A 22,773-nucleotide genomic window follows, 5' to 3' on the forward strand; every position below is an offset into this window, starting at 1 on the left:
ACAAATGATGCGGCGTGGGACTCGATTCGGCTCGCTCGAGAACTACGAAAAGGGTGGGGTGCAGGTCATCAGTGACGATCCGCGCAACTACGTCTTTTCGAATATCTTCGAAGTCGCTTCCAGGGCGCAACCCTACGAAAAGGTCGCGGTAGGCAAGAATCTCAAGTACGTGCTCGAAGCGGTTCGCGCGGAAGGACCCTCGCCGTGGTATTCGGCCTCGCACGATGAGGCAGCCATCGTAATGGATGGGGAAGTCGAAATTCGTCTGGTGAAGCTTAAGCAAAAGCTCGTCGCTGAGGATCATGAGGGCACCACCATGCTGGAGGGGAATCCGCAGGGAGCAAAGATGGGCTACATCGTGGCCCGTCGCGGTCATATGGCCCTGCTTCCCAAGGGGGCCGCCTACCAGTTTCATGCCGCCAAGCCGGCGGTCATTCTACTTCAGACCATCCAGGGCGATCTGACGGTCGAGAAGTGGAAAGAGATCTGCGAGAAGTGACCACAGGGCAAGAGGTCGCAATGATGGCGGAAGAGCAAACCACTAACGAGTATGGCTACCGTTCCTTCGCGGTCGGCGGATTCAAGTTCGCGCGCGACGAATACTTCGCGCACGTCGCCTGGCCGGGCGGCACCCATACGATGTCGGTGGATGCGTTCCTGCGTGCGCTGATGCGCGATATCTCTTGGAGCTTCTTCTACGGGGTCGTCAACTTCGACCAAGTGTTCGGCACTACCAATCACTATGGCAACGTCGACGTATTCGCCGGCCTCTACAACGCCGGCTATCGCGCGCAAAACAAGCAGCATTGCGAAAATTTTAAGACCGAGGAAGTCCGCGCGGTGTTCGAAGCGATGCTCGACGACTGGACCAACGAGGGCTTCGATCCGTTCGCAGCACCCGAAGAGACCGGCACCCCGTTCGGGCCCAAACGCGGCAATAATCGCGCGGCGATCAATCGTAAGCGGCTGGTTGCAAACCGAATGACCGGAATGAAAGCCGACATTCCGCTCCGTAGCGACGCGGCCGGCAACGTTGTGAATCGGCAGTTTGCCGACGTGCCCCAGGACCAGCCCGAGGTTCACGCGGAGGCCGGCTTCGAGGATGAAGTTCACGCCTTCAACTTTTTTGCCTACGTGTCGCGTTCGGACGTTACCTGGAACCCGTCGGTATGTTCCGCGGTGAAAGACAGCCAGGTGTGCGCGACCACCGAAGAATTTATCCTACCAATCATTCACGGAAACGATCGGGTCGAATGGTTCGTTCAGCTCAGCGACGAAATTCACTGGGATATTCAGGATCGCGACACCGGTGCGCCGCGCGCCCGCGTGGTGATGAAGGCCGGCGACGTGGCCGCGATGCCGGCCGACATCCGACATCAGGGGTATTCGCCGAAGCGTTCGATGCTGCTGGTGTGGGAGAACAACGACGCCACTCTGCCGGAGCTATACGCAAATAAGAAGCTGAAACCCAACCCGGTGGATTTCTAGTCGCGCACAACACGCGAGCCGGCTGGAGCAGAAATTCCTGGCAAGCCCTCATGCATCTCGAGACCAAGTTATTTATCGATGGCGAGTTCGTCGCTGCTGCCGACGGCGCCACCATCGCAGTCCTGAATCCTCACGACAATTCCCGGCTAGCCGAAGTCGCTGAGGCGCGCCCCGCTGATGTCGACCAGGCGGTCGCGGCCGCATGGAAAGCGTTTCCCGCGTGGCGCGCAACCGCCGCAGCTGAGCGCGGACGCTTGCTGCTCAAGCTGGCCGAGGCAATCGAAGCCCACGCCGACGAGCTGGCGAGAATCGAATCACTTGATACGGGTCATCCAATCCGAGACACGCGGGGACTGGATGTTCCGCGCACCGCCGCCACCTTCCGCTACTTCGGCGGCATGGCCGACAAGCTTCAAGGCAGCGTTGTACCAGTGGAGCAAGGCCTCCTGAACTATGTGGTGCGGGAGCCACTCGGGGTGATCGGACAGATCGTGCCGTGGAATTTTCCGGTGATGTCCACAAGCTGGAAGATGGGTCCCGCGCTGGCGGCGGGCAATTGTGTCGTTCTGAAACCTGCTGAACTCACTCCGCTGAGTTCTCTGAAGGTTGCGGAGTTGGTGCGGGAGGTCGGCTTTCCGCCCGGGGTCGTCAATATCATTCCCGATTATGGCGCGGTCGCCGGTCAGTACCTCGCCGAGCATCCGCAGGTGACCAAGGTCGCATTCACCGGCTCGACCGTGACCGGACGTAAAATCGTGCAAGCGTCATCGGGTAACCTAAAACGTATTCAGCTCGAGCTTGGCGGCAAGGGCGCCAATATCGTGTTCGAAGACGCCGACCTGAAGGCCGCGATCGGCGGCAGCGCGTTTGCCATCTTCCACAACCAGGGTCAGGCGTGCATCGCCGGATCGCGGCTGCTCTTACACAAACCGATCGCCGAGCCGTTTCTGGAGGGGTTTCTGCGACTAGCAGCCTCGATAAGGCTCGGCGATCCGCTCGATCCCGCGACCGAAATGGGCCCGCTGACCTCGATGACGCATCGCGAACGCGTACTCAACTATTGCGAGGTCGCGAAGCAAGAAGGTGGCGAGATTCTGATCGGCGGCAAGCCTCCCGCCGACCCCGGGTTGGCTCAAGGATGCTACGTTATGCCGACAGTCGTCCGTGCCCGCCCCTCGGATCGCGTCTGCCAGGAGGAAGTCTTTGGTCCGTTCGTGACAGTGACAACCTTCAAAGATGAGACAGAGGTGGTCGCCATCGCTAACGACGGCGTCTATGGGCTGGGGGGCGGGCTCTGGACGCGAGATCTCCAGCGCGCTCATCGGGTTGCAGACCGACTTTCCACCGGCATGGTCTGGATAAACTGCTATAAGCGGGTGAACCCGGGCTCTCCCTTCGGCGGCGTGCGCAACTCCGGCTACGGACGGGACATGGGATTTGAGGCCGCGCTCGACTACACGGCTCCGAAGTCGGTCTGGGTCAACGTGGATGCCGCGATCCCGCCTTTCTATCGCCGCTGAGGCGCCATGCTGCGCTTTACATATCAGGCACTACCCGCGCGAGTCATTTTCGGTGCTGGCAGCCTGGAGCGCCTGCCCGACGAGATCCAGCTTCTGGGCGCTTCGCGCGCATTGGTGCTCGCCACACCTGAGCAGCGTGATCAGGCGCAAGCCGTCGCCGGTCGAATCGGTGCCCGAGCGGTGGGAGTGTTTGCGCAAGCAACCATGCACGTGCCACTCGCGACGGCCGAGGCCGCGCGCGAAGAAGCTAAACGACTGAGCGCGGATTGCTGTGTAGCGGTGGGTGGAGGTTCCACCACCGGACTCGCAAAAGCCATCGCACTCGTTTCGGCGCTTCCGATTCTTGCGGTGCCGACTACTTATGCGGGTTCCGAAATGACTCCCATCTGGGGATTGACCGAGGCCGGCATCAAGCGGACCGGGCGCGACCCGCGGGTACTCCCCAGGACCGTGATCTACGATCCGCAGCTAACCGTCACGCTGCCGCCCCTGCTGTCTGCCACCAGCGGAATGAACGCGGTCGCGCATTGCGTGGAAGCACTGTATGCGGAAGATGCGAATCCGGTCATCTCACTGATGGCGGAAGAGGGTATTCGAGCGCTCGCAACCAGCCTTCCCGCAGTGGTTAAGAACCCACACGAAATCGAAGGACGCTCGCAAGCTCTGTATGGTGCGTGGCTTGCCGGTGCTTCGCTGGGCGCGGTGGGCATGGCGCTTCATCACAAGCTCTGTCATGTGCTCGGCGGCACCTTCAATCTGCCCCACGCCGAAACCAACACCGTCGTGCTGCCCTACGTGGTGGCATACAATCGGGCTGCCGCACCCAAAGCCATCGCGCGGGTTGCGCGAGCATTGGGTGTCGACGAGGGCGCGGCCGGCCTGTATGCGCTCGCTGCCTCCATGGGCGCGCCCACCAGCCTTGGCCAAATTGGAATGAAAGAAAGCGATCTGGATCGCGCCGCCGACCTCGCGGTGGAAAGTCCCTACTACAATCCGCGACCTGTCACTCGCGAGGGAGTTCGTGGGTTGTTGGAGTATGCATTCTGCGGGCGTCCGCCGACACCGCGTTGACGTGGAGCGTGAGTCATGAAGAGCGGGACCTCTCAGTCAGCTGAAATTCGCGCGCGTCTCAAACATCCGATTATCGACTCCGACGGGCATGTTGCGGAGTTCGAGCCGGCGTTTTTCGATTTCCTGAGGGCTACCGCGGGTGCTGAGATGGTCGAGAAGTTCAAGTCGCTAAGCGACAGTCCCTACTTCTTCCGGTGGTACCGTCTGACCCCCGCGCAGCGTCGCGACCTGCGCGCGCCGAGGATGCAATGGTGGGTACATCCCACCCTCCAGACTCTCGACCGGGCGACCAGTTCGCTACCCAAGCTGCTACATGAGCGCCTCGACGAAATGGGTCTCGATTTTACGATCATCTACCCGAGCATGGGCATGTTCATGCTGCACATGGGCAACGATGAGATGCGTCCCATCCTCTGTCGCGCCTATAACGACATGCACGCGCAGTTGTTCTCGGCATACTCGGATCGAATGACCCCCGCCGCAATCATTCCCATGCATACCCCACGCGAAGCGATTGCCGAGCTGGAACACGCGGTACGGGACTTGAAGCTCAAGGCCATCCTGATGCCCTCCTTCGTCCGTCGCCCGGTTGCCGAAAAATCGGCACGCGGCTTCTGGTCTGACAACCTGTGCATCGACAGCGAGTACGACTACGACCCGGTCTGGGCGAAGTGCCTAGAATTGAAAGTAGCACCGACCTTTCACTCGCCGAGTAGCGGGTTGGGATTTCGTACCTCGGTCTCCAACTTCGTGTACAACCATATCGGCCACTTCGCGGCGTCGGCGGAATCCATCTGCAAGGCGCTGTTCCTGGGAGGGGTGACGCGACGTTTCCCGCAATTGCGCTTCGCATTCATGGAAGGAGGGGTTGCGTGGGCTGCGACGCTGTACGGGGATCTGATCGGGCATTGGCAAAAGCGCAATCTGGAGGCGGTGAGGAACCTGGCGCCCGACAAACTCGACCTTCCGCTGATGCGAAAGTTGTTTCAAGAATACGGCGGCGACTACGGCGAGGCGGCAGTCGCCCGCCTGGGCGAGGACCGGTCGCACTTGCTATGGGGCGGGCCGGAGGATCCGTCCACGCTCGACGAGTTCGCTCGCTGCGGCATCAGCTGCAAGGAAGATATCCGAGACCTATTCGCTACCAAGTTTTTCTTCGGCTGTGAGGGCGACGACAAGCTGACGGCGCTGGCTTTCGACGCGAAGAAAAACCCGATGGGCACCCGGTTGGGCGCTGTTTACAGCTCCGACATCGGACATTTCGACCTGCCTGATATGCGTGACGCAGCCAAAGAAGCCCACGAGTTGGTGGACGAGGGCTTGATTGACCGACGAGACTTCCGCGATTTCGTTTTTGCAAATCCGGTGCACGCGAAGGCGGACGTAAATCCGGATTTCTTTAAGGGAACGATTGTAGAACAAGACGTTGTCCGTTTGCTGGCCGAAAAACCTTCGAAGGGTGGGCCGGAATAACCATGAAAACACCAACCGCAGCTGGAATTACGCGTAATGCGATCGCCCGAATGTCGAAATGCAAGGACCCGCGCCTCAAGCAGATTGTTCGCTCCCTCATGAATCATCTTCACGATTTCGCGCGCGAAGTTAAGCTGACTCCCGAGGAATGGCTGGCCGGCATTGAGTTCCTGACCGCCGTGGGCCACATCACGGATGAAAAGCGCCAGGAGTTTATACTGCTGTCGGATACGCTCGGGCTGAGCGCGGTCGTCGATCTGATGGCCAATCGCAAAGGCGAATCCACTGCGACTGATTCGAGCCTGCTCGGGCCCTTTTTTCGCCAGGGTGCCCCCATGTTTCCGATAGACGGAGATATCTCTCACGGCGCATCTGGCGAGAAGCTGATGGTAGCGGGGCGGGTATTGAACACCGCTGGCGAACCCGTCGCCGGCGCGCTGATCGATACCTGGCAAGCCTCCTCGGACGGAATTTATGACCTGCAGCAAAAGAATTCAGACCAAATGAATTTCCGGGGCCGCTTGCGAACCGGGGCGGATGGGCGGTTTCGCTTTCGCTCGGTTAAGCCCTCGAGCTATCCGGTTCCCTCGGACGGTCCGGTAGGAAAGATGCTGCGGACATTGGCGCGTCATCCCTATCGCCCGGCCCATGTCCACTTCAAGATCGCGGCGCCCGGCTACCGGACCCTGACCACCGCCTTATATGTCGCGGGAGACCGCTACCTGGACTCCGATGTCGTTTTCGGCGCGAAGAAGTCGCTCGTGGTCAGCTACCGCGGTTCGGGAAGGAACGGGGCCGCGTCGACCATCGAATTCGACTTCGTCCTCGATTCCAAAGAATCGACAAAGAAAGGAAGACGCGGGCAGCTTGCGGCGTCAATGTAACTCATCGTCGTACCGCGGCGAGCGTGACTCATCGCGGGAGTCGCTCTGCCCGAAACGAACGAGGGCCCAGCAGATGCTGGGCCCTCTTGGCTGACAGTAATTCGGCGCAGCCGCGACTAAAAGGCGACCTGGTAGCCGTCCGCTTCGCGCTGTTGCGCCAGGATAAGGCCGCGGGTCTGTTCGCGGTATAGCCGGGCATACGTTCCATTGCGCCGTAGCAGATCGTTGTGTGTGCCGACCTCGGCCACGTTGCCGTGGTCGAGTGCGACGATAAGGTCGGCGGTGACCGCGCTGCGCAGGCGATGGGCGATCAGGAAGACCGTGCGGCCTTCCATCAACCGTTCCATGGCCTCATGAATGAGGTTTTCCGACTCGGAGTCGACCGCCGAAGTTGCCTCGTCCAGGATGACGATCTTCGAGTCTTTCAGAAACGCGCGGGCAATCGCGAGCCGTTGGCGCTGTCCGCCTGACACCTTGACTCCGCGTTCGCCAATAATCGTGTCGAGCCCGTTTGGTGACTGTTCCACGAAGTCACGCAAGCTGGCCTGTTCCAGCGCCTGCCACATCATCTCGTCGGTCGCATCGGGACGCGCGTAGAGGAGGTTTTCGCGCACGCTTGCACTGAACAGAAGCGCATCCTGAGTGACCATACTGACTGCCTGTCGCAGCGATTTGAGCGTGTAGTGACGCACATCTTTGCCATCCACCAGCACGCGACCGCCAGTCGCGTCGTAGAAGCGCGGAATCAGGCTAGAGAGGGTCGTCTTGCCGGCGCCGGAACGGCCCACCAGTGCGACTCGATACCCGCCGGGGATGTTGAGATCGATGCCCTTTAGAACCTCGCGACGCTCCGCACCATCGCGCGTGGGATATCCGAAATGCACGCCCTCAAAGGTCACCGCGCCGCGCTTGACCGGGAAGGGGCGGGCCAGCGGATGGTCCCCGATCTCAGGTTTCAGATCGAGAAAGGCGAACATCCTCTCAATTGCGGCGAGCGAACCCGATACGACGATCGAGAGCTGGGCGAAGCGTTCCAGCGGCACGTACACAAACTGCACATAGAGAAAAAACGCCATCAGGGTGCCCAGCGTGGTCGTGCCGCGTACGATCATGAGAGCTCCGACCCACAGCACCACCGCCGGTGCGGAACGGGTCAGAAGCTGGATAAGCATTTCCTGCGAAGCCGCCAGGCGCACCTTGTCGATCGAGCGCGAGTACATATCGCCACCCTGTTTCTGGAAGCGATGCACCTCGCGCTCCTCTCCGCCGAACGATTTGACGGTGGTCGCGCCAATGACGCGCTCGTGCACCTCGCCGGCTATCTCCTCAACCTTTTCCTGCATTCGATGGCTGACTGCCTTAATTCGCGGCGAGAAGATACGGATAAAGACTACCCAGAAGGGCGCGATCGCGAGCGCTACCACCGCCAGGCGCCAATCCATTGCGAAGAGCAGGGCCACCACGATTATCAGCGAGGTTGCGTCCATCCACACGTCGACGAACGCCGAATCGATGAGCTCGTTGGCGCGAGAAACGTCGTTGAGCACCCGGGAAACAATCGCACCTGCGGGATTGCGATCGAAGAATGAATGAGGGAGCCTCTGCAGATGGGCGAACAGCTTGCACTGCAGATCATAGATGAGTCGATGACCGGCAAGACCCGCCCAGTAGTTGCGATAGTAGCTGGCCGCGGCCTGGGTCGCGTAGGCGAGCAGGAGCACGATGCTCAACGCGGCGAGCTTGCCCTGGACCGCCGTCCCCAACCCGAGCAGGTTGGCAATGGCGATACACCAGTGATCGATTTTGAGGCTGATGCCATCCGGATGGGGATGAGCCGCAAGCAGGACATCGACCACGTACCGGAAAGCGATCGGGAAGGCGAGCGGAAGGGTAAACTTGCCGATGCCCATCAGGGCGGCACCCACAACCAGCTGCGCGTTCGGTTTCAGAAAGGACAGGAACCTGAGCAACGGATGCTTCGAGGTCTCTTCAAGTTTGCCGTCCATATTCGTAAAACGCCTTTCGTTTCTCGGGAGTCTATTCCCCCGAACTCTCAGCCGGTAAACTGCAATCGGCGTGCCCCTTAGATCCGGCGCCAGGATCCCTTAATTTCTTTGATTTTGGGGGGTATTTTGCGCAGGAACTGCACTTCGAACGCAGTTGGGCTGCCGCATTTCGTGAGGCTCGTTAGCTCAACTGGTGTACACGGTTTACGCTAGCGAGTAAGGGGGGGCGTGGCCGTGGCGCGACAACCAGAACAAAACAAGAATTTGGCCGGGCCAGGCGACGTTTCGGCCGTCTAGGGATGGCTACCCCTCCAGCCGGAACCGATGTATCTGCCGCGGGCAGCGTCGCGGTTGGCTCGGGCGAATCGGTTCGCGAAACCTTCACGATTATCTCGGCCATCGTTATCCTGCTCGTCTATCAGGGCTATACCCTCTCCATCGCCGGGATAGCTTCACCCTGGATTTCCAAGAGCTTCGCGCTCAATCAGTCCAAGCTCGCCGAGCTCTTTGCCTGGATGTCGTTGTCGGCCTTTGGTTCGCTGGCACTTGCGCGCTGGGCCGACCGGGTCGGTCGACGCCGGATTATCTTGCTCGGCTTGCTGCTCTCTCCTCTGCTCTCGCTGGCCAGCGCAGCGGCCGGCGGTCCCGTATCTTTCGCGATTTTTCAAATACTGATCGCGGCGCTTTTGGGCGGCTCGGTAACGTCCGCGATAGCTCTGCTGGCCGAGGAGCTTCCCATGAACCAGCGCGCCCGCGGGCAGGCCGCGGCCGCGACCGCCAGCGCAGTCGGCGGCGTGCTCGGATACTTCGTAATTCCGGTGCTGCTCAAACTCGGTTATTCATGGCGCTGGCTGTTCGCTCCATCCGTCGCGGGTATCGCGTTGCTTTTGCCGGTGGCTCGGATGCTTCCGGAGACGCAATGGGCGGAGCAGCGATCCAAAGGCACCACCACGAAAAGCCGCATCTACGACGTCTTCAACCTGATTTATCGTCGCCGGGCACTGGCACTGATCTCGAACGCCGCGCTCGCCACGGTGGCGGGTACCGCAGTAAATGGGTGGCTCTACTACGAGGCAGTTTCCATCATCGGACTATCGCCGACCAAGGCAAGTACACTGGTAGTCACCGGAATGCTGGTCGGTATGCTTGGCTTTCCGATTGGGGCCTGGACCTCGGAACGCTTCGGGCGGGTGCCCACCGTCACCTACTTCGGCGGTGCCGCCTGGCTGGGTGCAATTGCTTTCTACTGGTGGCCAAACGTGCCGTTCGCCTGGCCGATGGTGTGGCTTACCTCGATCTACTGCTGGTTCAAAGTCGGCTCCGGCATCATGACGGTGGGGGCAAACGCGGCGGCGACAGAGCTTTTCCCCGCCGCGCTACGCTCGACCATCATGGGCTGGCAGATGATCGTCGGGGCACTTTTTTCGATGCTCGCGCAGGCAATGATCGCTGCTTTGATTGGTCCGCTCGGCGGCCTTACCAACGTGATTGGCTACTTAGCGCTGCTTGGCCTGCCCAGTGCGCTCATCTTCGGACTGTTCATCGATGAAACTCGTGGCTTGCCACTCAAGGTCGCCGCCAAGGAAGACGAGTGGGAGAAAGTTCCCGGTCGGGCGCCCCTGGCGGCTTCGCTGCACAAACCATGACGACGCGCTTGAGCAGAAACGCACGGGTGCTTGCCGCGCTCAGCGTGGCATTGCTGATGGTCGGCTTGTGCGTCACAGGTGCGCCCGCCCGCACCCGTCATCGACGTCGAAAACCGGCGCCCACCTTGACGCCTACTGCAACCCCAACTGTCGTACTACGCCCGGTGGTGCTTATCACCGGAGGTACCGGTACCGTGGACGTGCCGACCGGCCAGAGCCCCGCGGTTCTCGATAGCGTCGAAATTTATGATGTCGAGAACGGTCAATTTCTGCCGGTCGAGAAAATGGACTCGCGCCGCGACCACCACGATGCGTGCAGGCTTACGGACGGCAGCGTGCTCATTGTCGGGGGAGTCGATGCCGTTCTGGTCCCCACGATCATGTTTCCTGGGCCGGCAATGCCCTGGATTCTGAAGTCGGCCGAAGTTTTCTCGCCCGAGGATGGCTTTGGCAAGGCCGTATACATGGGCGATCCGCGCGATGAGCCCACTGCGACAGTTCTCCGCGATGGCAAGGTTCTGGTCGTGGGCGGCAGCACCGATGCAGCCGAACTGTACGACCCGAAGACCGGCGCCTTCGCAGCGACCGGAAAGATGGAGTTCAGTCGTTATCGACAAACCGCCACGATGCTCACCGACGGGAAGGTTTTGATCGTGGGCGGAGGCGACCGCAAAGCAGAATTTTACAATTCCGCGACCGGCAAGTTTTCAGTTACTGGTTCGATGAGCAGCGATCGGATTTACCACACCGCAACGCTCCTGACCGACGGACGCGTGATAATCGCAGGCGGGAGCCCATATTCGCGAAACGCGGCGCTCGACACGACGGAGTTCTACAGTCCGAAGACCGGACTTTTCAAATCAGGACCAAAAATGAAAGAGAGCCGCGCCGGGCATACCGCCACCCTCCTCAAAAACGATCTGGTTCTGATCGCGGGTGGGCACAACGACAACTCGGCCGAACTCTACAATCCCTCGAAAGGTAGCTTTGAGTCGACCGGAGCGATGAGCACGGGGCGTTACGGGCATTCGGCAACCTTACTGCCCGATGGCAAGGTGCTGATCGCGGGAGGATTCGATCTTACGTTCAAACCGCTGGAGTCCGCCGAACTGTACGATCCCCAAACTGGCAAATTTACGGCCGCAGGTACGATGATCATGGCACGCGCTGCGCACACCGCTACGTTGATCTACGTGCGATGGCCAGTGAAGTGGGTCCTACCCACTCCGACCGCGACCCCAACTCCCACCCCCACCGAGACGGCCACCCCGACGGCGTCGGCCACCCCTACAGCGTCGGCCACTGCTACCTCAACACCGACGTCAGTGGCTACGGCATCCCGCAAGCCGCACGCCAGCGCAAAGCCCCCGGCGTCTTCTACAAGAAAACCAGCAACTCCCGCCATCGTGAAGAAAGCGGAAACTCCGAGGTCAACCAACCCATCTGAAACGTCAACCCTTCGCGCGACCGTCACACCGAGGGAATCCGTAACTATACTGCCGACGTCTTCGACTACGGTTACCCCGACTGCCACGACCGGCACTACGCCCGAAATTCAGAGCACGGCGACCGCGACGATGAGTCAGGCACCTACCGAAACCGGGACAGCTACGCCGACCACGAGCGAGGTCCCGACCGACACCCCCACGGCTACACCCACGACGAGCGAGGCTGCAACCGCTACTACCACGGCGGCGCCGACGATGAGTGAAGTCGCTACCGACACGCTTACGGCGACGCCAACCACGATGCCCACCTCGGCCGGGTTTACCGGCACCGCAGGGCTACAAGCGACCGCGAACTCGACTCCCGGCGCCGAAAACGAACCGGCACCTTAAGCGAGCCTCTCGAGGGCACGCTAGTTTTCGCAATCGGCGCGTCTACTTATGGATATTGACTTCGACCGTGCCTTGCCGGGCGAGAACCTCCACCGCCGCGGCGTTACTTGGCATGCGCCGAAAATTTAAGGAGACCGTTCCCTGTCCCACCTTCAGGTTTTCAACTTTTATCCAATCCAGCCAGGAGGGCAGCACGGGAGTCTCGATCGTTACGCTATTCTCAAAGCCCTGGATACGCATTCCGAGGATCGCCTGAAGGATCAGGAACACGCTGGCCGCCGCCCACGCTTGCGGCTGGCAGGCGACCGGATAAGGGACCGGACCGAGCTGAGGTTCGCGATGAAAACCGCAGAACAGCTCGGGCAGACTGCCGCTCCGGAAACTGACCGCCGCATCGAGCAGACCCTCGAGGATACGAATTACCCCGTCGCGATTACCACAACGCGCAAGCCCCAGCGCCGCGATCGCGTTGTCGTGCGGCCAGACGGAGCCGTTATGATAGCTCATCGGATTATAGCGGCGCTCGGAATCGCTGAGCGTCCGGATGCCCCATCCCGTGAACATGTCGTCGAGCAGCAACCGCGCGGAGAGCTTCTGGCCTTGTGCGCCGTCCACGATTCCGGTCGCCAAGCAGTGGCCCGCATTGGAGCTCATCACCTTGCAGGCCTTCTTGTCGCCATCCAGCGCCAGCGCGACGGTCTGCTTCTGCTCGATCCAGAAGTCACGGATGAACTTGCTTTTCAGGGCGGCCGCCCGCTGGGACAACTTGCCCGCCAGCTCGATGTGCCCGAGGCGAGTGGCAACGCTGCCGATTTCGGTATAGGCGGCGTAGAGATAACCCTGCACCTCGCACAATGCGATGGGAGGCGCTGCCAGGGCGCCATCGGCGTGCGAGATGGAGTCGAAGGAATCCTTCCAGCCCTGGTTGGCTAGACCCTGCGGCGTTTCCCGCATGTATTCTAAGTAGCCGTCGTGGTCGCGGTCGCCCCATTTGTCGATCCATTCGAGCGCCCGCTCGACGTTCGGCCACAAGTCGGTCGCGAGCTTAAGGTCTCCAGTTATCGAAACGTAGAGCCCGACCAGCCAGAGGAAAAGCGGCGTCGCGTCGATGGTGCCGTAATAGCGACCGAACGGAATCTCTCCGGTGGCTGCCATTTCGCCGGCTCGCATTTCGTGAACAATTTTGCCGGGCTGCTCATCGCGCGCGTCGTCAACCTTGGTGCCCTGTAGCCCGGCCAGCATCTTGATCGTGCGCCCCGCGATGTCGGGGTTGAACTGCAACACCGACAGGGCCGTAAAGATGCTGTCACGTCCGAACAAAGTCGCGAACCACGGGATGCCGGCCATCATAAACGAGCCGCGGTCGGTGTGTGCGACGATCGAGGTTAGATCGGCTGCCGACCTCCGCAGCAGGAAATCCAGGATTCCGTGACTGGCGGTTATGTTGGCCCATCCCTCTCGCGCCGCGGCAATTTCACTGTGTCGCGCCGCCAGCGCACCCTGGAAATTCGCCGGAGGGTTCACCATTAGAGGCCGCCCGGTGGCCTCCTCAATGCCGCAACTGACACGGACCTCCAGCTTCACACATTCGTCGGCTTTAAGTTCCAGGGCGAAAGAAGCGCGCCGATCGTCCAGTGCTTTAGGAAGAGGGTCGAACGTGATCTCAGTGAAGCGCGTCACCTTGTCCAGTCCGCGGTAACGGAACCGGACGTGGCCGTCGCCGGTTTGGACGGGCAAATCCTGACCGCGCCGGCTTCGTTGCACACCCCGAACCTCGAATAAATCGGCAAAATCCACGCCAAACACCAGGTCAAACGGGAGCTTGGCCTGCGCGTGCGAGTAGTTGCTGACAACTAGACGGTGGTAGAGCGCGGCGTTGACTATCACCCAACTGCGCTCGATCTGAATCGAGTTGCGGGGCAGCTCGATCTTGCCCTCCGTTGCGGTGAGGTCCGGATTGGTCAGGTTGACTCGAAACTCTGCGTTATCGTCGCTCAGGTAGGAGTTGAGAAAGTAGGGGGCCTGGCCGGCGATGCTCATTTCGAACCCGCTTAGAAAACGCGTGTCCTTGAAGAAGAATCCCAATGCTTCGACGGGGGAATCTGCAATGTCGCCGCCAACCTCGAACACGGCAAAGCTTTGCGCATCGGCGAGCACCCGCGTTTCGCGACGCGAGGTCAGCGACGAAGCTAGAACGTAGAAATCCGGTCCGACTTTGAGAACGGTACGCGCCTTGGCCACGCCGGGCCCCTTGCGCGCTCGTTTTGCTGCGGTCTTGGTCTCCTGTTTCATCAGACCGTGCCTTTTCGGGTTGGTCCCGCCGTTAGCGTCTTTTTGCAGGCTTCCTCATCGCGATCAGACGACGATAAACGCGCTCGTATGCTTGGGCCATCCTCTCGACTGTGAATCGCTGCTCGAACTCCGCGCGAACCTTGGCGCGCGGCAATTCGACCGCCTTGCGCACCGCGGTCGCCATCTCATCCACCGTGCTTGCGATATATCCGCTGACACCGGGTTTCACGATTTCGGGTACGGATCCGTACGGCCGAGTGACGACCGGAGTACCGCACGCCATCGCTTCGATCATCGCCAGACCGAATGGCTCAGGCCAATCGATGGTAAACAACAGCGCCGCCGCGTTGCCTAGGAAACCATTCTTCTCAACCTCGTTGATCTCACCGATGTATTCGATGTCGGGCGGCGCCAGATGCGGTTTCACTACTGCTTCGTAGTAGGCTTTGTTGGGGACGTCGACCTTGGCCGCGATCTTGAGTGGGATCCCGACTTTGCGCGCGACCTCCATTGCGAGATCCGGCCGCTTTTCCGGGGAGATTCTGCCCAGAAACGCCAGGTACTTGCCCGGACCGGGACTGAAGTGGAGCACGTCGTCTGGCAGGCCGTGATACACGGTTGCGCGCCAGTTCAGGAAGGGCAGAGGCGTGCGCTGTGCGTCGCTGATGGAGACCACCGGGGCCTTGCGATAGCGCGAGTAAATCGGCACAAGCGCATCGATGTCGAGGCGGCCGTGCAGAGTGGTTAGCGACGGAATTCCCGGCGAAAGTTCCGCAAACGGGAACGTCCAATAGTCTACGTGACCGTGGATGATGTCGAAGTGTTGGTCAGCATTCCTGTAGGCATCGCTGATCATCGGAAAGTGGAGGAATACACCTTGCTCCGAGAGGCCCGCCAATCGTAGTGATTCCGGATAACCAGCATGCAGTCGCGCCTTGGTTGACGAATCGCCCGAGGCAAACAGCGTAACCTTATGGCCACGCCGCACCAGTTCGTCGGCGAGATATGCAACGACCCGCTCGGTGCCACCATAGAGCTTGGGCGGAACGCGCTCATAGAGCGGGGCAATCTGTGCAATCCGTAATGGCCTGAAATCGGAACGCGGCGGCCTGGTGTTCCTCGCTCTCTTACTTGGCAAAACCCGTGCTCCTTTCGATTGCGGCGCCCGCGCGGCAAACAGCGATCAATCGGCCCACATATAAGCATGGTGCCACCGCGACTGGAACGACCGTCTTATGCAAGCTTCCGCCTGGCAAGTCCCCTTGGTGGAGCGATGCCGCGGCGCTACCCCGTCACGGTAGAGCCGAAACCACAGATCGCGCTGCTGCCGTGACTTTCAGTCACGCAAAATTCACCGACCGCACCATCGCGGTGTTCTTTCCCGGCAGTGCAACTGCAGATAGTTTAAATGAGGCTGGAATCGCTCCTAGGAGAAGCGCAATGACTTCCGATCTCCAGACTGACAGCGAGCTGGCCCGGCGCCTCGAGCAAGGTGAGACTTTGCCGGCGGCATGGTACGTGAGCCCCACGGTTTTTGCCGTCGAGAACGCAAATATCTTCCGCAAGTGCTGGCAGTACGTGGGTCACGCCGGGCAGGTGGGGAGAGCGGGCGATTTCTTCACCGCACGGTTGGGCGATATTCCAATCGTCGTAACGCGTGACGACAGCGGCGTGCTTCGCGCGATCGCCAACGTATGCCGGCACCGGGGAAGCGAGGTGGTGCTGGAATGTGCGGGCAATCGCAAGACCCTGCAATGTCACTACCACGGATGGACCTACAATCTCGACGGCTCGCTGCGGGCGGCGCCGCGCGCCAATGAGCAACCCTCATTCGCAAAGGAGAATCTCTCGCTGATCCCGTTCGCGCTGGAGCAGTGGGGGCCGTTGATCTTCGTGAACCCCGATCCTCTGGCGCGCTCGTTCCGCGAGATAAATGCCGGACTGCCCGCCCTGTTCGAGCGTGCCGGGTTAGAACTCGGTCGCCTGAGGATGGTGCGCCGCGACCTCTACGACTTGTCGGCCAATTGGAAAATCGTCATCGAGAATTTCAACGAGTGCTATCACTGTCCGGTCGCGCATCCGAAATTTTCGGAACTAATCGATACCGATGCCTATAGTTCTGACACCGCGAACGAATACTTCTCCAGCTACTACGGACCGATTGTCGGTGTCAGCAACGGCGGCGTGAACTATGTCACCTTGTGGCCGACGGTGATGTTCGCGCTGTCTGCGAAGCCTCACGCGATGCAGGTGCTGCGCACCTGGCCGCTGGATGTTCATCACACGCGCGAGACCATCGACTACTACTTCTCCGAAGAAGTGAGTGAAAACGAGATTCGCGAGTATGTCGAGTTGAGCGATCTGGTTCAGCGGGAGGACGTCGTGCTGTGTGAATCAGTGCAGCGCGGCCTGGATTCGGGCGTCATCAATCACGGCCAACTTATGCTCTCACGCGAACGTGGCATCCAGCACTTTCAGAAACTGGTACATCGCTTTGTATCGGGTGGGTAGTTCCAGCGAGCGTCTTTAAGCCTTTACCAACGCAACCAGGTAAACCGACCGATCGGGCAGCCGGTAGGCGTGCGTATAGGGTGCCCATCCCTCGATGGGCTCGATTAGCTCAGGCTCCCCGTCGATTCCCTCCAGTATCTCCTCCCAGTCCTCCACCTCCGCATCGGGAATGCGGTGGTATTTGCCGTTGCGCGCGAATACCATCACGCATCGGATCATTGCCACGATCCTTCTGGCTGGTCAGCCGACGCGTTCGAGGACCACAACGGGAATCTGTCGTGCCGTCTTCTTCCGGTAATCATTGAAGATCGGCATTTGCGAAGCCTGCTGATTGAACAAGCGCTCGCGCTCGGCTCCGCTTGGGAAGGTCGCCTTGGCCTGAAAACGCTCGCCGCCGATCTCCACCGTCGGAGTTGGATGGGCGACCAGATTATGGTACCAGGACGGATTTTTCGGTCCTCCCGCATAGGAGGCGATGATCACGTACTTGTCGCCATCGCGCGAATAGACCAGCGGATTTACGTAGGTCTTGCCGCTTTTAGCACCCTTAGTGGTAAGCAGCACCATCGGCGCGCCCGCGAACTGACCACCGACGTTGCCGCCGTTGCCTCTGAATTCCTCGATAACCTTGCGATTGATCTCTTTCATGTCCATGCGAGTCGCTCCGAGTAGAAGTATTGCGAAACATCAGCATAACCGATTTGGTTCACGAGCGCACAGGTTTCAGCTGTTGACGAACGCCGAGGGCGCTTCACCCTCAAGGTTCGAATACTTGGATTTCTTGTTAGCAAACCGAATGAAAGCGACGGTGTCGTACAGTCCATGGCACAATATGACGGCCAAAAGACTGTATCCGCTGATGACAAACAAAACGCCGAACAGAACGGAAAGTTGCACTATTATCGCGACCGCGCGCGAGCCCTGGTAGATATGAATTACGCCCGCTCCGGATGCCGCCAACCACACCGCGCACGCCGCAGCAATCGGAACCCCGAGCCAGGCGCGCAGCCACAACTCTATCGACCTTAGTACAATACCTCTGAAAGCAAGCTCTTCTAAAATTCCTCCCAGGACCCACGCGACCAGGATGCCGGCGACCAGTTTCATGGTGGATTGCTGTATCGCCCGGAACGACTGCAGAGTGGGTGGCTCGGCAAACCATCGAGTCGCTAACCTGTCAGCTATGGGGCTGTAGGCGAGCATCAGGCCCCACCACACCAGCACAAGTCCAATCGCGACAAACGGCCGGCCCGGCATTCCGAGACCAAGTTCCTCGGCCGATACTGTGCCGCGGGCAAGTGCCACGGCTGTATAAAAGCCGATTGTAGAAAGCCCTCCGACCAAAACAATGGTCGAGCGACGGAAGCGTATGCCTACGATCCCGAGCCATATCGCAATCAGGAGGAGCGCGGTGTGTTGGAAGGTCGTCATACGGCGACGTTGGCGGAGAGGGGAGGGGGGTCGAACCCCTCCGGCAACCGCAATGGCTGCCAGGCCGGTTTTAGGAAGACCGGTAGGCCACCAAGCCCCATTCTTCGAGAGGCTTCTATCACAAGCCGTGAAAAGGACCTAAATCCCTCTCACGTTGCTCGGGAGGCTTGAGCTCCTCTTGAATGATAGCTCCGTGCTGAGCGCCAACCGCCGGATCACCCGATTGCGAATTCACCTGGTCGCAGGCGTCGGCATCACCAAAAGCGCACGCTTCGTACAGCTTTTTCACTGAACTCGATGTGCTCGTCTTTGTGGCGGTCGTATCCGCCACGTATACGACACGAACGTCGAACTCCTTCGGTTTCTGCTGGTCCGGAAAAATGAATACGTTATTGTGCCGTCCACAGGCCGAAAAGGCGATGTGAAAGGTCTTGTCTGCCGGTTCTTCGACAGGTTTTTCCACTGTGTAGCCCCCGATCCCCAACTCACTCGTGTAAAAGGACTCGAGTCCCGCATAGGTTTCTCCTTGCGTCAAGAAATCAACCCGGCGCATCGAGCCTTGCAAGTCGGAAACTTCCGCGACGGTCGCGTGCGCGGGAATCGGGATGCTTTTGTCCCAATCGTTCGGGACACCATCGGGTAGCGGATGGGGATGAGCCAGGGCATAGGCATCCACCTCGCACGGTTGGCTCGACTTGAGCGTCGAACAACTTGCGGATCCTCCGACAGTCAATACGACGCCAATGGCTACGGCGCAGCAATGATTCCGGAAGTGGTCGAAACAGCCATGCGAAATTAATGGCGGTGTCATAGAGAGGCCTGCATCCTCGTCGCTCAGCGCACTTGTCTATTTGTCGGTAACAACTAGACAATTGTCTGGAGAAATGCAAGATTTCTCAACTGTTCATCGTCACGCGGACGACGAAATCAGTGGCATGCGCTTGGTCGGCCTTACGCTACCCGATCGACCCGATGCTCTGGCGTGTCCCGAATAGTGGAGGCGTTTCTGGCGGAGGGGGGAGGGAGTCGAACCCTCCGGCAACCGCAATGGCTGCCAGGCCGGTTTTGAAGACCGGTGGGGCCACCGGGCCCCTTCCTCCTCCAAATATTTGATTTCATTGGCCTTTCGTTGAGAACTGGCTGCGCATTTCGAAGCTCAGTGCTACCGATTTGTGACCGTTTTCTGCACCGATTTCGTGTTGGCCGGCTCGGTCTTTCGATGTTCCGCGAGTGTCTTGGCGGCTTCAATCAAGCGCTCGTCGTAGCTTTGGATGTACCTCTGAAACATGATGTCGGTCTTGTGTCCAAGCAGTGTCATTGCGACGGTTCTGGAGATCCCAGGCGTCGAATCGAGGCGTGTCGCAGCCGTACGACGAAAGTCGTGCATCAGTTTCCCGGGATAACCAGCCTCGTTAGCCGCTGCCCGCCACGCATCGTAAAGTGTACCGTAAGGGATCCGATCTCCCTCTCGATGAAACAACCACGGAATTGCGCGCCTTAGTTTGCCTTCGTCCTTACGAATTCGAGCAAGTTGGGCACTCACGAGCTCGCCAAGTTCTCCAATCAGGGGCCACTTGTATTCAGTGCGGTTTTTGGACGATTGATAATCAAGGATAAGGAATCCCTTCTCAAGGTCGACGTCAGTCACGCGGCGGGTTAGGACAGAACGCACCCTCCACCCCGTGATCTTTATGGCCTTGACCGCCGCGATCGCCCATGGTTGGAGCTCACCGATAATCTCTGCGAACTGCTTCTCCGAAACAATTCCCTGGCGTGGTGGCGGCTCCTCGAGTTTTTTGATGCGCGGCACCATTCCATGCGATATCAAGCGATGCTCATCGTCCGCAGACAGCCGGAACATCTGACCAAGAATTTGCATTTCTCGGTTCACGCTTGCGTTTGACGCTCCCTCACGTTTCCGCTGCGTCACGTATCGACCAATCGCGCCGCTTTGCGTAATTTCAATTGCGCGCAGACCGCCGAAAAATTTATCAAGGTGCTTCGCTCTGGTGTCGAGGAACGTCTGAAGGGATGCACCGCGACCGTGCACGGCACAGTGGTCCAAGTACACTTGGCGCATCTGCTCATACGTTACCCTTTGGTCGCGAGTTAATCCCGATGCTCTGGCCAGAGCAAGGAATTCATCGCGCAACCGTTTAGCTTCTTTTAATGAACTTGTCTTGGTGGATTTCCAGAGTTTCCGACCGCTCTGATGCCAGACTATGTAGAGATTGGGACTATCGGCCCGGCGATAGAGATTTTCCGCAACTTTCACGCTGCCTTTTTGCTGTCGAGCCACTGCCTAAAACCCTTGCGATTAACCATCACCGATCGGCCGATCTTTCGGCAGAAGGAAAGCTCCTTCCAGTGGTCGTAAAAGAAAAAACGGCTCATGCCTAAAGTGCGCGCGGCTTCTGCCACTCCAATCCACTCCTGATCTTGAGTCGGTCTGAGCTCTTTGGCCTTAGCAACAAGCAAGGGTAATACTGCGGTTGCCGCGACAAGAGTTTCCTCCGCCTCCTCGGACGTCATCGCTGCAATTTCGTCGGCGCTTGGCAATTTACTGGGTGCGACCACCGAACTTCTCCGGTAAAAGACAGCATGTTCCCGAGTTAGAACGGCATATGAGCAATCGGTTACCCTCTTTCGATGAAACAGGGGGCAGGCGTGGGCCCGCCCGCCTTTTAGCTAGAAAACAGTTCCGATTCGGCCAAATCAGATTCAGCGACCTCGGTTCCCCTACCGCTATCCGGCGGCGAACCTAGGAACTGCACACGCGTGGCGACTACCTCAGTTCGTCGGCCGCTCTGCCCATTACTTTCCCACTCGCGGGTCTGTAGCCGACCCTCGACGAAGACTTGCCGGCCCTTTTTCAGGTACTCATTGCAGGTAAGCGCGACTTTTCCCATGACCACGATCCGATGCCATTCGGTTCGCTCCTGGCGTTTACCCTCCTTGTCAACGTAGACCTCGTCAGTGGCCACAGTGAAGTTCGCGACCGGTAAGCCTGCTGGCGTGTAGCGGATTTCCGGATCTTGCCCGAGATGCCCAATTAGTCGGATAGCAGGAGGGCCTTGCGGCCTATGCCCGCTGATGGAAGTGCGCGGCGAAGGAACCATCCTCGTGCTTTCCGCAACCGCGGCGATGCGTGGGAACGGTGGTCAACATTCGCATGCGGCCGCCATGGGAGGACGACGCATGCTCTGCCAGACCCTCAACGCGGAATTCGCACCGAAAGGAATTCACGTCGCGCATATCGTGATCGACGGGACCGTCGGACGGCGGGACACTTTGGGCAAAAATGCTCGCGCCGGAAAAGTTCCAACAGCTCAGAGAAACCCGCGGCAACGAACATGACGGACTGATGCTGCCCGTGCAGATCGCAGAGACCTACCTACACGTTGCGCAACAACACCGATCACCTGGACCTTCGAGATCGACCTGCGGGCGTTCTCCGATCGTCCACGGTGGAATCACTGAGCGACTCTAGATCCCTCCTCACTCATCTCCTTTACACGAAAGGGGGCACGGAACATGACTCAATCTAATGAACGCGGGACTCAAGACGTTGCACCGTTTGTCGGCGGCCCGGTATCAGCTCGAGTTGCGCCAGACTAGTCGCGAAAAACATATGCGCGTGGGCGTCGCAGCCAGGAACCCGGACAAACCGGTCCTGCAGAATCTCGAGAAGACGCACGGCGTGCGCCGCAACGCGTGCGATGCCAGCGAACCTGCCGCCGTGGAGCTGCTCTTCCAGAAGGTTGTTCGAGACCTTGGGGCTCCCATACTGGTTGTCAACAGCATTGACGGCCGGGTTGAGGGCATTTTGCGGAAAGGGATTATCGAAGCCGACCCGGGCCTGGCGCTCGAGACACTCAAGAACTCAGCATTCAGCGCCTTTCTGGTAGGTCAGCAGGCAACTCGACTCATGCGCGAAAACCAGCCCAACGCCAACGGCACGAAAGGAACGATCATCTTCACCAACGCCAGCGCGGCCCTTAAAGGTTTCCCCTTGAGCGGCGCCTTTGCGATGGAATGCCAGGCCAAGGCTGGACTCGCGCAAAGTATGGCACGGGAACTGATGCCGCAGGGTATCCATGTAGCCAATGTACCGATCGACGCCGCGATCGGCTGGACCCAGGAAGACCGTACCCGCGCCCACCGCCTGGCAGGCACCAGCGTAGACGACAACATGGCCGACCCGGACTACATCGCGGAAACCTATCTGCAGCTCCATCGTCAGCACCGGTCAACTTGGGCGTTCGAGGTGGTGCTACGGCCGTGGGTCGAGAAGTGGTAACTGGCTGTCCTGGCAAGCAGACCTAATTCGACGGAATTAGACGAAGAGGTCAGGCGTACTCGCAGGGCCTGTAGTGAGATGCTCACGCTGCAGTCTCCTGTTCCGGTCCGTGGTGCCGTTTGCAGTCGGAGTGGGATGATCGTCTGGGCAGCTGGGGCAGTTTCGCTAACATATCCTCAATGAGACGCGGACGTGAGACACAAATTCCGCCTCGTAGGGGCAGGAAGTCTCTACCTGAGACGATGCGGCTACCAGGTCTAGACGCTAACGAGACGCCGCCCCCTGCCCTGACCGGCTCGACCGCTCGGCCTTA

The 22,773-nt window shown here is 59.5% G+C and carries 20 protein-coding genes and 1 tRNA gene; 10 read left to right on the forward strand and 11 right to left on the reverse strand.

Annotated features, from left to right (window positions below):
- The first annotated feature begins 4 nt into the window (after positions 1-4).
- The 6 genes from VGI36_14700 to VGI36_14725 are packed head-to-tail and all read left to right on the forward strand — an operon-like array spanning position 5 to position 6,436.
- On the forward strand, positions 5-499 hold the full coding sequence (locus tag VGI36_14700) for a hypothetical protein (protein HEY2486398.1): 495 nt from the start codon (positions 5-7) through the stop codon (positions 497-499).
- Positions 496-1,488, forward strand: coding sequence for a hypothetical protein (locus tag VGI36_14705; GenBank protein HEY2486399.1), 993 nt, complete (start codon positions 496-498; stop codon positions 1,486-1,488). The genes VGI36_14700 and VGI36_14705 overlap by 4 nt, the downstream gene beginning before the upstream one ends.
- Before the next feature lie 50 nt (positions 1,489-1,538).
- A complete protein-coding gene (locus VGI36_14710) occupies positions 1,539-3,008 on the forward strand; it encodes an aldehyde dehydrogenase family protein (GenBank protein HEY2486400.1) in 1,470 nt (489 codons plus the stop codon).
- 6 nt (positions 3,009-3,014) lie between these two features.
- Positions 3,015-4,079 (forward strand): maleylacetate reductase, encoded by a 1,065-nt coding sequence (locus tag VGI36_14715; protein HEY2486401.1) that lies wholly within the window; start codon positions 3,015-3,017, stop codon positions 4,077-4,079.
- A gap of 15 nt (positions 4,080-4,094) precedes the next feature.
- A complete protein-coding gene (locus tag VGI36_14720) occupies positions 4,095-5,552 on the forward strand; it encodes an amidohydrolase family protein (protein HEY2486402.1) in 1,458 nt (485 codons plus the stop codon).
- A 2-nt stretch (positions 5,553-5,554) separates the two neighbouring features.
- Complete coding sequence (locus VGI36_14725) at positions 5,555-6,436, forward strand: dioxygenase (GenBank protein ID HEY2486403.1); 882 nt, start codon at positions 5,555-5,557, stop codon at positions 6,434-6,436.
- Positions 6,437-6,552: 116 nt separating this feature from the next.
- On the opposite strand, the gene VGI36_14730 is transcribed toward VGI36_14725, so the two are convergent.
- The gene (locus tag VGI36_14730; protein HEY2486404.1) at positions 6,553-8,442 is read right to left on the reverse strand and encodes an ABC transporter ATP-binding protein; all 1,890 of its coding nucleotides are present in this window, start codon (positions 8,440-8,442) and stop codon (positions 6,553-6,555) included.
- 299 nt (positions 8,443-8,741) lie between these two features.
- Here VGI36_14730 and VGI36_14735 point away from each other — a divergent pair, with 299 nt between their 5' ends.
- Together VGI36_14735 and VGI36_14740 are read left to right on the forward strand one after the other, a co-directional pair.
- Positions 8,742-10,088, forward strand: coding sequence for an MFS transporter (locus VGI36_14735; protein ID HEY2486405.1), 1,347 nt, complete (start codon positions 8,742-8,744; stop codon positions 10,086-10,088).
- An 8-nt stretch (positions 10,089-10,096) separates the two neighbouring features.
- Positions 10,097-11,926: a kelch repeat-containing protein gene (locus VGI36_14740; protein ID HEY2486406.1), complete on the forward strand. Its 1,830-nt coding sequence runs from the start codon at positions 10,097-10,099 to the stop codon at positions 11,924-11,926.
- A gap of 42 nt (positions 11,927-11,968) precedes the next feature.
- On the opposite strand, the gene VGI36_14745 is transcribed toward VGI36_14740, so the two are convergent.
- A complete protein-coding gene (locus tag VGI36_14745; GenBank protein HEY2486407.1) occupies positions 11,969-14,218 on the reverse strand; it encodes an amylo-alpha-1,6-glucosidase in 2,250 nt (749 codons plus the stop codon).
- A 31-nt stretch (positions 14,219-14,249) separates the two neighbouring features.
- Entirely contained in the window at positions 14,250-15,356 is a 1,107-nt protein-coding gene (locus VGI36_14750) for a glycosyltransferase family 4 protein (protein ID HEY2486408.1), read from the reverse strand.
- Between the two features lie 302 nt (positions 15,357-15,658).
- On the opposite strand from VGI36_14750, the gene VGI36_14755 reads away from it, so the two are divergent.
- Positions 15,659-16,729 carry an aromatic ring-hydroxylating dioxygenase subunit alpha gene (locus tag VGI36_14755; GenBank protein HEY2486409.1) on the forward strand — a complete coding sequence of 357 codons (1,071 nt, stop codon included), beginning with the start codon at positions 15,659-15,661 and terminating at the stop codon, positions 16,727-16,729.
- A 15-nt stretch (positions 16,730-16,744) separates the two neighbouring features.
- Here the strand turns inward: VGI36_14755 and VGI36_14760 are convergent, their stop codons facing one another.
- The 8 genes from VGI36_14760 to ssb all read right to left on the reverse strand — a co-directional run bounded on the left by VGI36_14760 (position 16,745) and on the right by ssb (position 21,279).
- Entirely contained in the window at positions 16,745-16,948 is a 204-nt protein-coding gene (locus tag VGI36_14760; protein ID HEY2486410.1) for a hypothetical protein, read from the reverse strand.
- Positions 16,949-16,969: 21 nt separating this feature from the next.
- A complete protein-coding gene (locus tag VGI36_14765) occupies positions 16,970-17,383 on the reverse strand; it encodes a nitroreductase family deazaflavin-dependent oxidoreductase (protein ID HEY2486411.1) in 414 nt (137 codons plus the stop codon).
- A 69-nt stretch (positions 17,384-17,452) separates the two neighbouring features.
- A complete protein-coding gene (locus tag VGI36_14770) occupies positions 17,453-18,160 on the reverse strand; it encodes a CPBP family intramembrane glutamic endopeptidase (GenBank protein HEY2486412.1) in 708 nt (235 codons plus the stop codon).
- A 118-nt stretch (positions 18,161-18,278) separates the two neighbouring features.
- Positions 18,279-18,836: a hypothetical protein gene (locus VGI36_14775; GenBank protein ID HEY2486413.1), complete on the reverse strand. Its 558-nt coding sequence runs from the start codon at positions 18,834-18,836 to the stop codon at positions 18,279-18,281.
- A gap of 331 nt (positions 18,837-19,167) precedes the next feature.
- Positions 19,168-19,263, reverse strand: a tRNA-Sec gene (locus VGI36_14780).
- Between the two features lie 59 nt (positions 19,264-19,322).
- On the reverse strand, positions 19,323-20,435 hold the full coding sequence (locus tag VGI36_14785; protein ID HEY2486414.1) for a tyrosine-type recombinase/integrase: 1,113 nt from the start codon (positions 20,433-20,435) through the stop codon (positions 19,323-19,325).
- The gene (locus VGI36_14790) at positions 20,432-20,737 is read right to left on the reverse strand and encodes a hypothetical protein (GenBank protein ID HEY2486415.1); all 306 of its coding nucleotides are present in this window, start codon (positions 20,735-20,737) and stop codon (positions 20,432-20,434) included. Before VGI36_14790 ends, VGI36_14785 begins: the two co-directional genes overlap by 4 nt.
- A 107-nt stretch (positions 20,738-20,844) precedes the next feature.
- Complete coding sequence (ssb, locus tag VGI36_14795; protein HEY2486416.1) at positions 20,845-21,279, reverse strand: single-stranded DNA-binding protein; 435 nt, start codon at positions 21,277-21,279, stop codon at positions 20,845-20,847.
- 428 nt (positions 21,280-21,707) lie between these two features.
- Between ssb and VGI36_14800 the strand changes: the two genes are divergently transcribed.
- Positions 21,708-22,460 (forward strand): SDR family oxidoreductase, encoded by a 753-nt coding sequence (locus VGI36_14800; protein HEY2486417.1) that lies wholly within the window; start codon positions 21,708-21,710, stop codon positions 22,458-22,460.
- The last annotated feature ends 313 nt before the right edge of the window (positions 22,461-22,773 follow it).

It is taken from the genome of Candidatus Binataceae bacterium (assembly GCA_036495685.1).
GTDB lineage: Bacteria > Desulfobacterota > Binatia > Binatales > Binataceae > JAFAHS01.

Excerpts from the sequence above, each read along its gene's own strand:
- VGI36_14765 (HEY2486411.1), bottom strand. The coding sequence starts at position 17,383 with ATGGACATGAAAGAGATCAATCGCAAGGTTATCGAGGAATTCAGAGGC.
- VGI36_14800 (HEY2486417.1), top strand. The coding sequence starts at position 21,708 with ATGAACGCGGGACTCAAGACGTTGCACCGTTTGTCGGCGGCCCGGTAT.
- VGI36_14720 (HEY2486402.1), top strand. The coding sequence starts at position 4,095 with ATGAAGAGCGGGACCTCTCAGTCAGCTGAAATTCGCGCGCGTCTCAAA.
- VGI36_14735 (HEY2486405.1), top strand. The coding sequence starts at position 8,742 with ATGGCTACCCCTCCAGCCGGAACCGATGTATCTGCCGCGGGCAGCGTC.
- VGI36_14730 (HEY2486404.1), bottom strand. The coding sequence starts at position 8,442 with ATGGACGGCAAACTTGAAGAGACCTCGAAGCATCCGTTGCTCAGGTTC.
- VGI36_14725 (HEY2486403.1), top strand. The coding sequence starts at position 5,555 with ATGAAAACACCAACCGCAGCTGGAATTACGCGTAATGCGATCGCCCGA.
- VGI36_14710 (HEY2486400.1), top strand. The coding sequence starts at position 1,539 with ATGCATCTCGAGACCAAGTTATTTATCGATGGCGAGTTCGTCGCTGCT.
- VGI36_14760 (HEY2486410.1), bottom strand. The coding sequence starts at position 16,948 with ATGATCCGATGCGTGATGGTATTCGCGCGCAACGGCAAATACCACCGC.
- VGI36_14700 (HEY2486398.1), top strand. The coding sequence starts at position 5 with ATGATGCGGCGTGGGACTCGATTCGGCTCGCTCGAGAACTACGAAAAG.
- VGI36_14770 (HEY2486412.1), bottom strand. The coding sequence starts at position 18,160 with ATGACGACCTTCCAACACACCGCGCTCCTCCTGATTGCGATATGGCTC.
- VGI36_14755 (HEY2486409.1), top strand. The coding sequence starts at position 15,659 with ATGACTTCCGATCTCCAGACTGACAGCGAGCTGGCCCGGCGCCTCGAG.
- ssb (HEY2486416.1), bottom strand. The coding sequence starts at position 21,279 with ATGGTTCCTTCGCCGCGCACTTCCATCAGCGGGCATAGGCCGCAAGGC.
- VGI36_14745 (HEY2486407.1), bottom strand. The coding sequence starts at position 14,218 with ATGAAACAGGAGACCAAGACCGCAGCAAAACGAGCGCGCAAGGGGCCC.
- VGI36_14715 (HEY2486401.1), top strand. The coding sequence starts at position 3,015 with ATGCTGCGCTTTACATATCAGGCACTACCCGCGCGAGTCATTTTCGGT.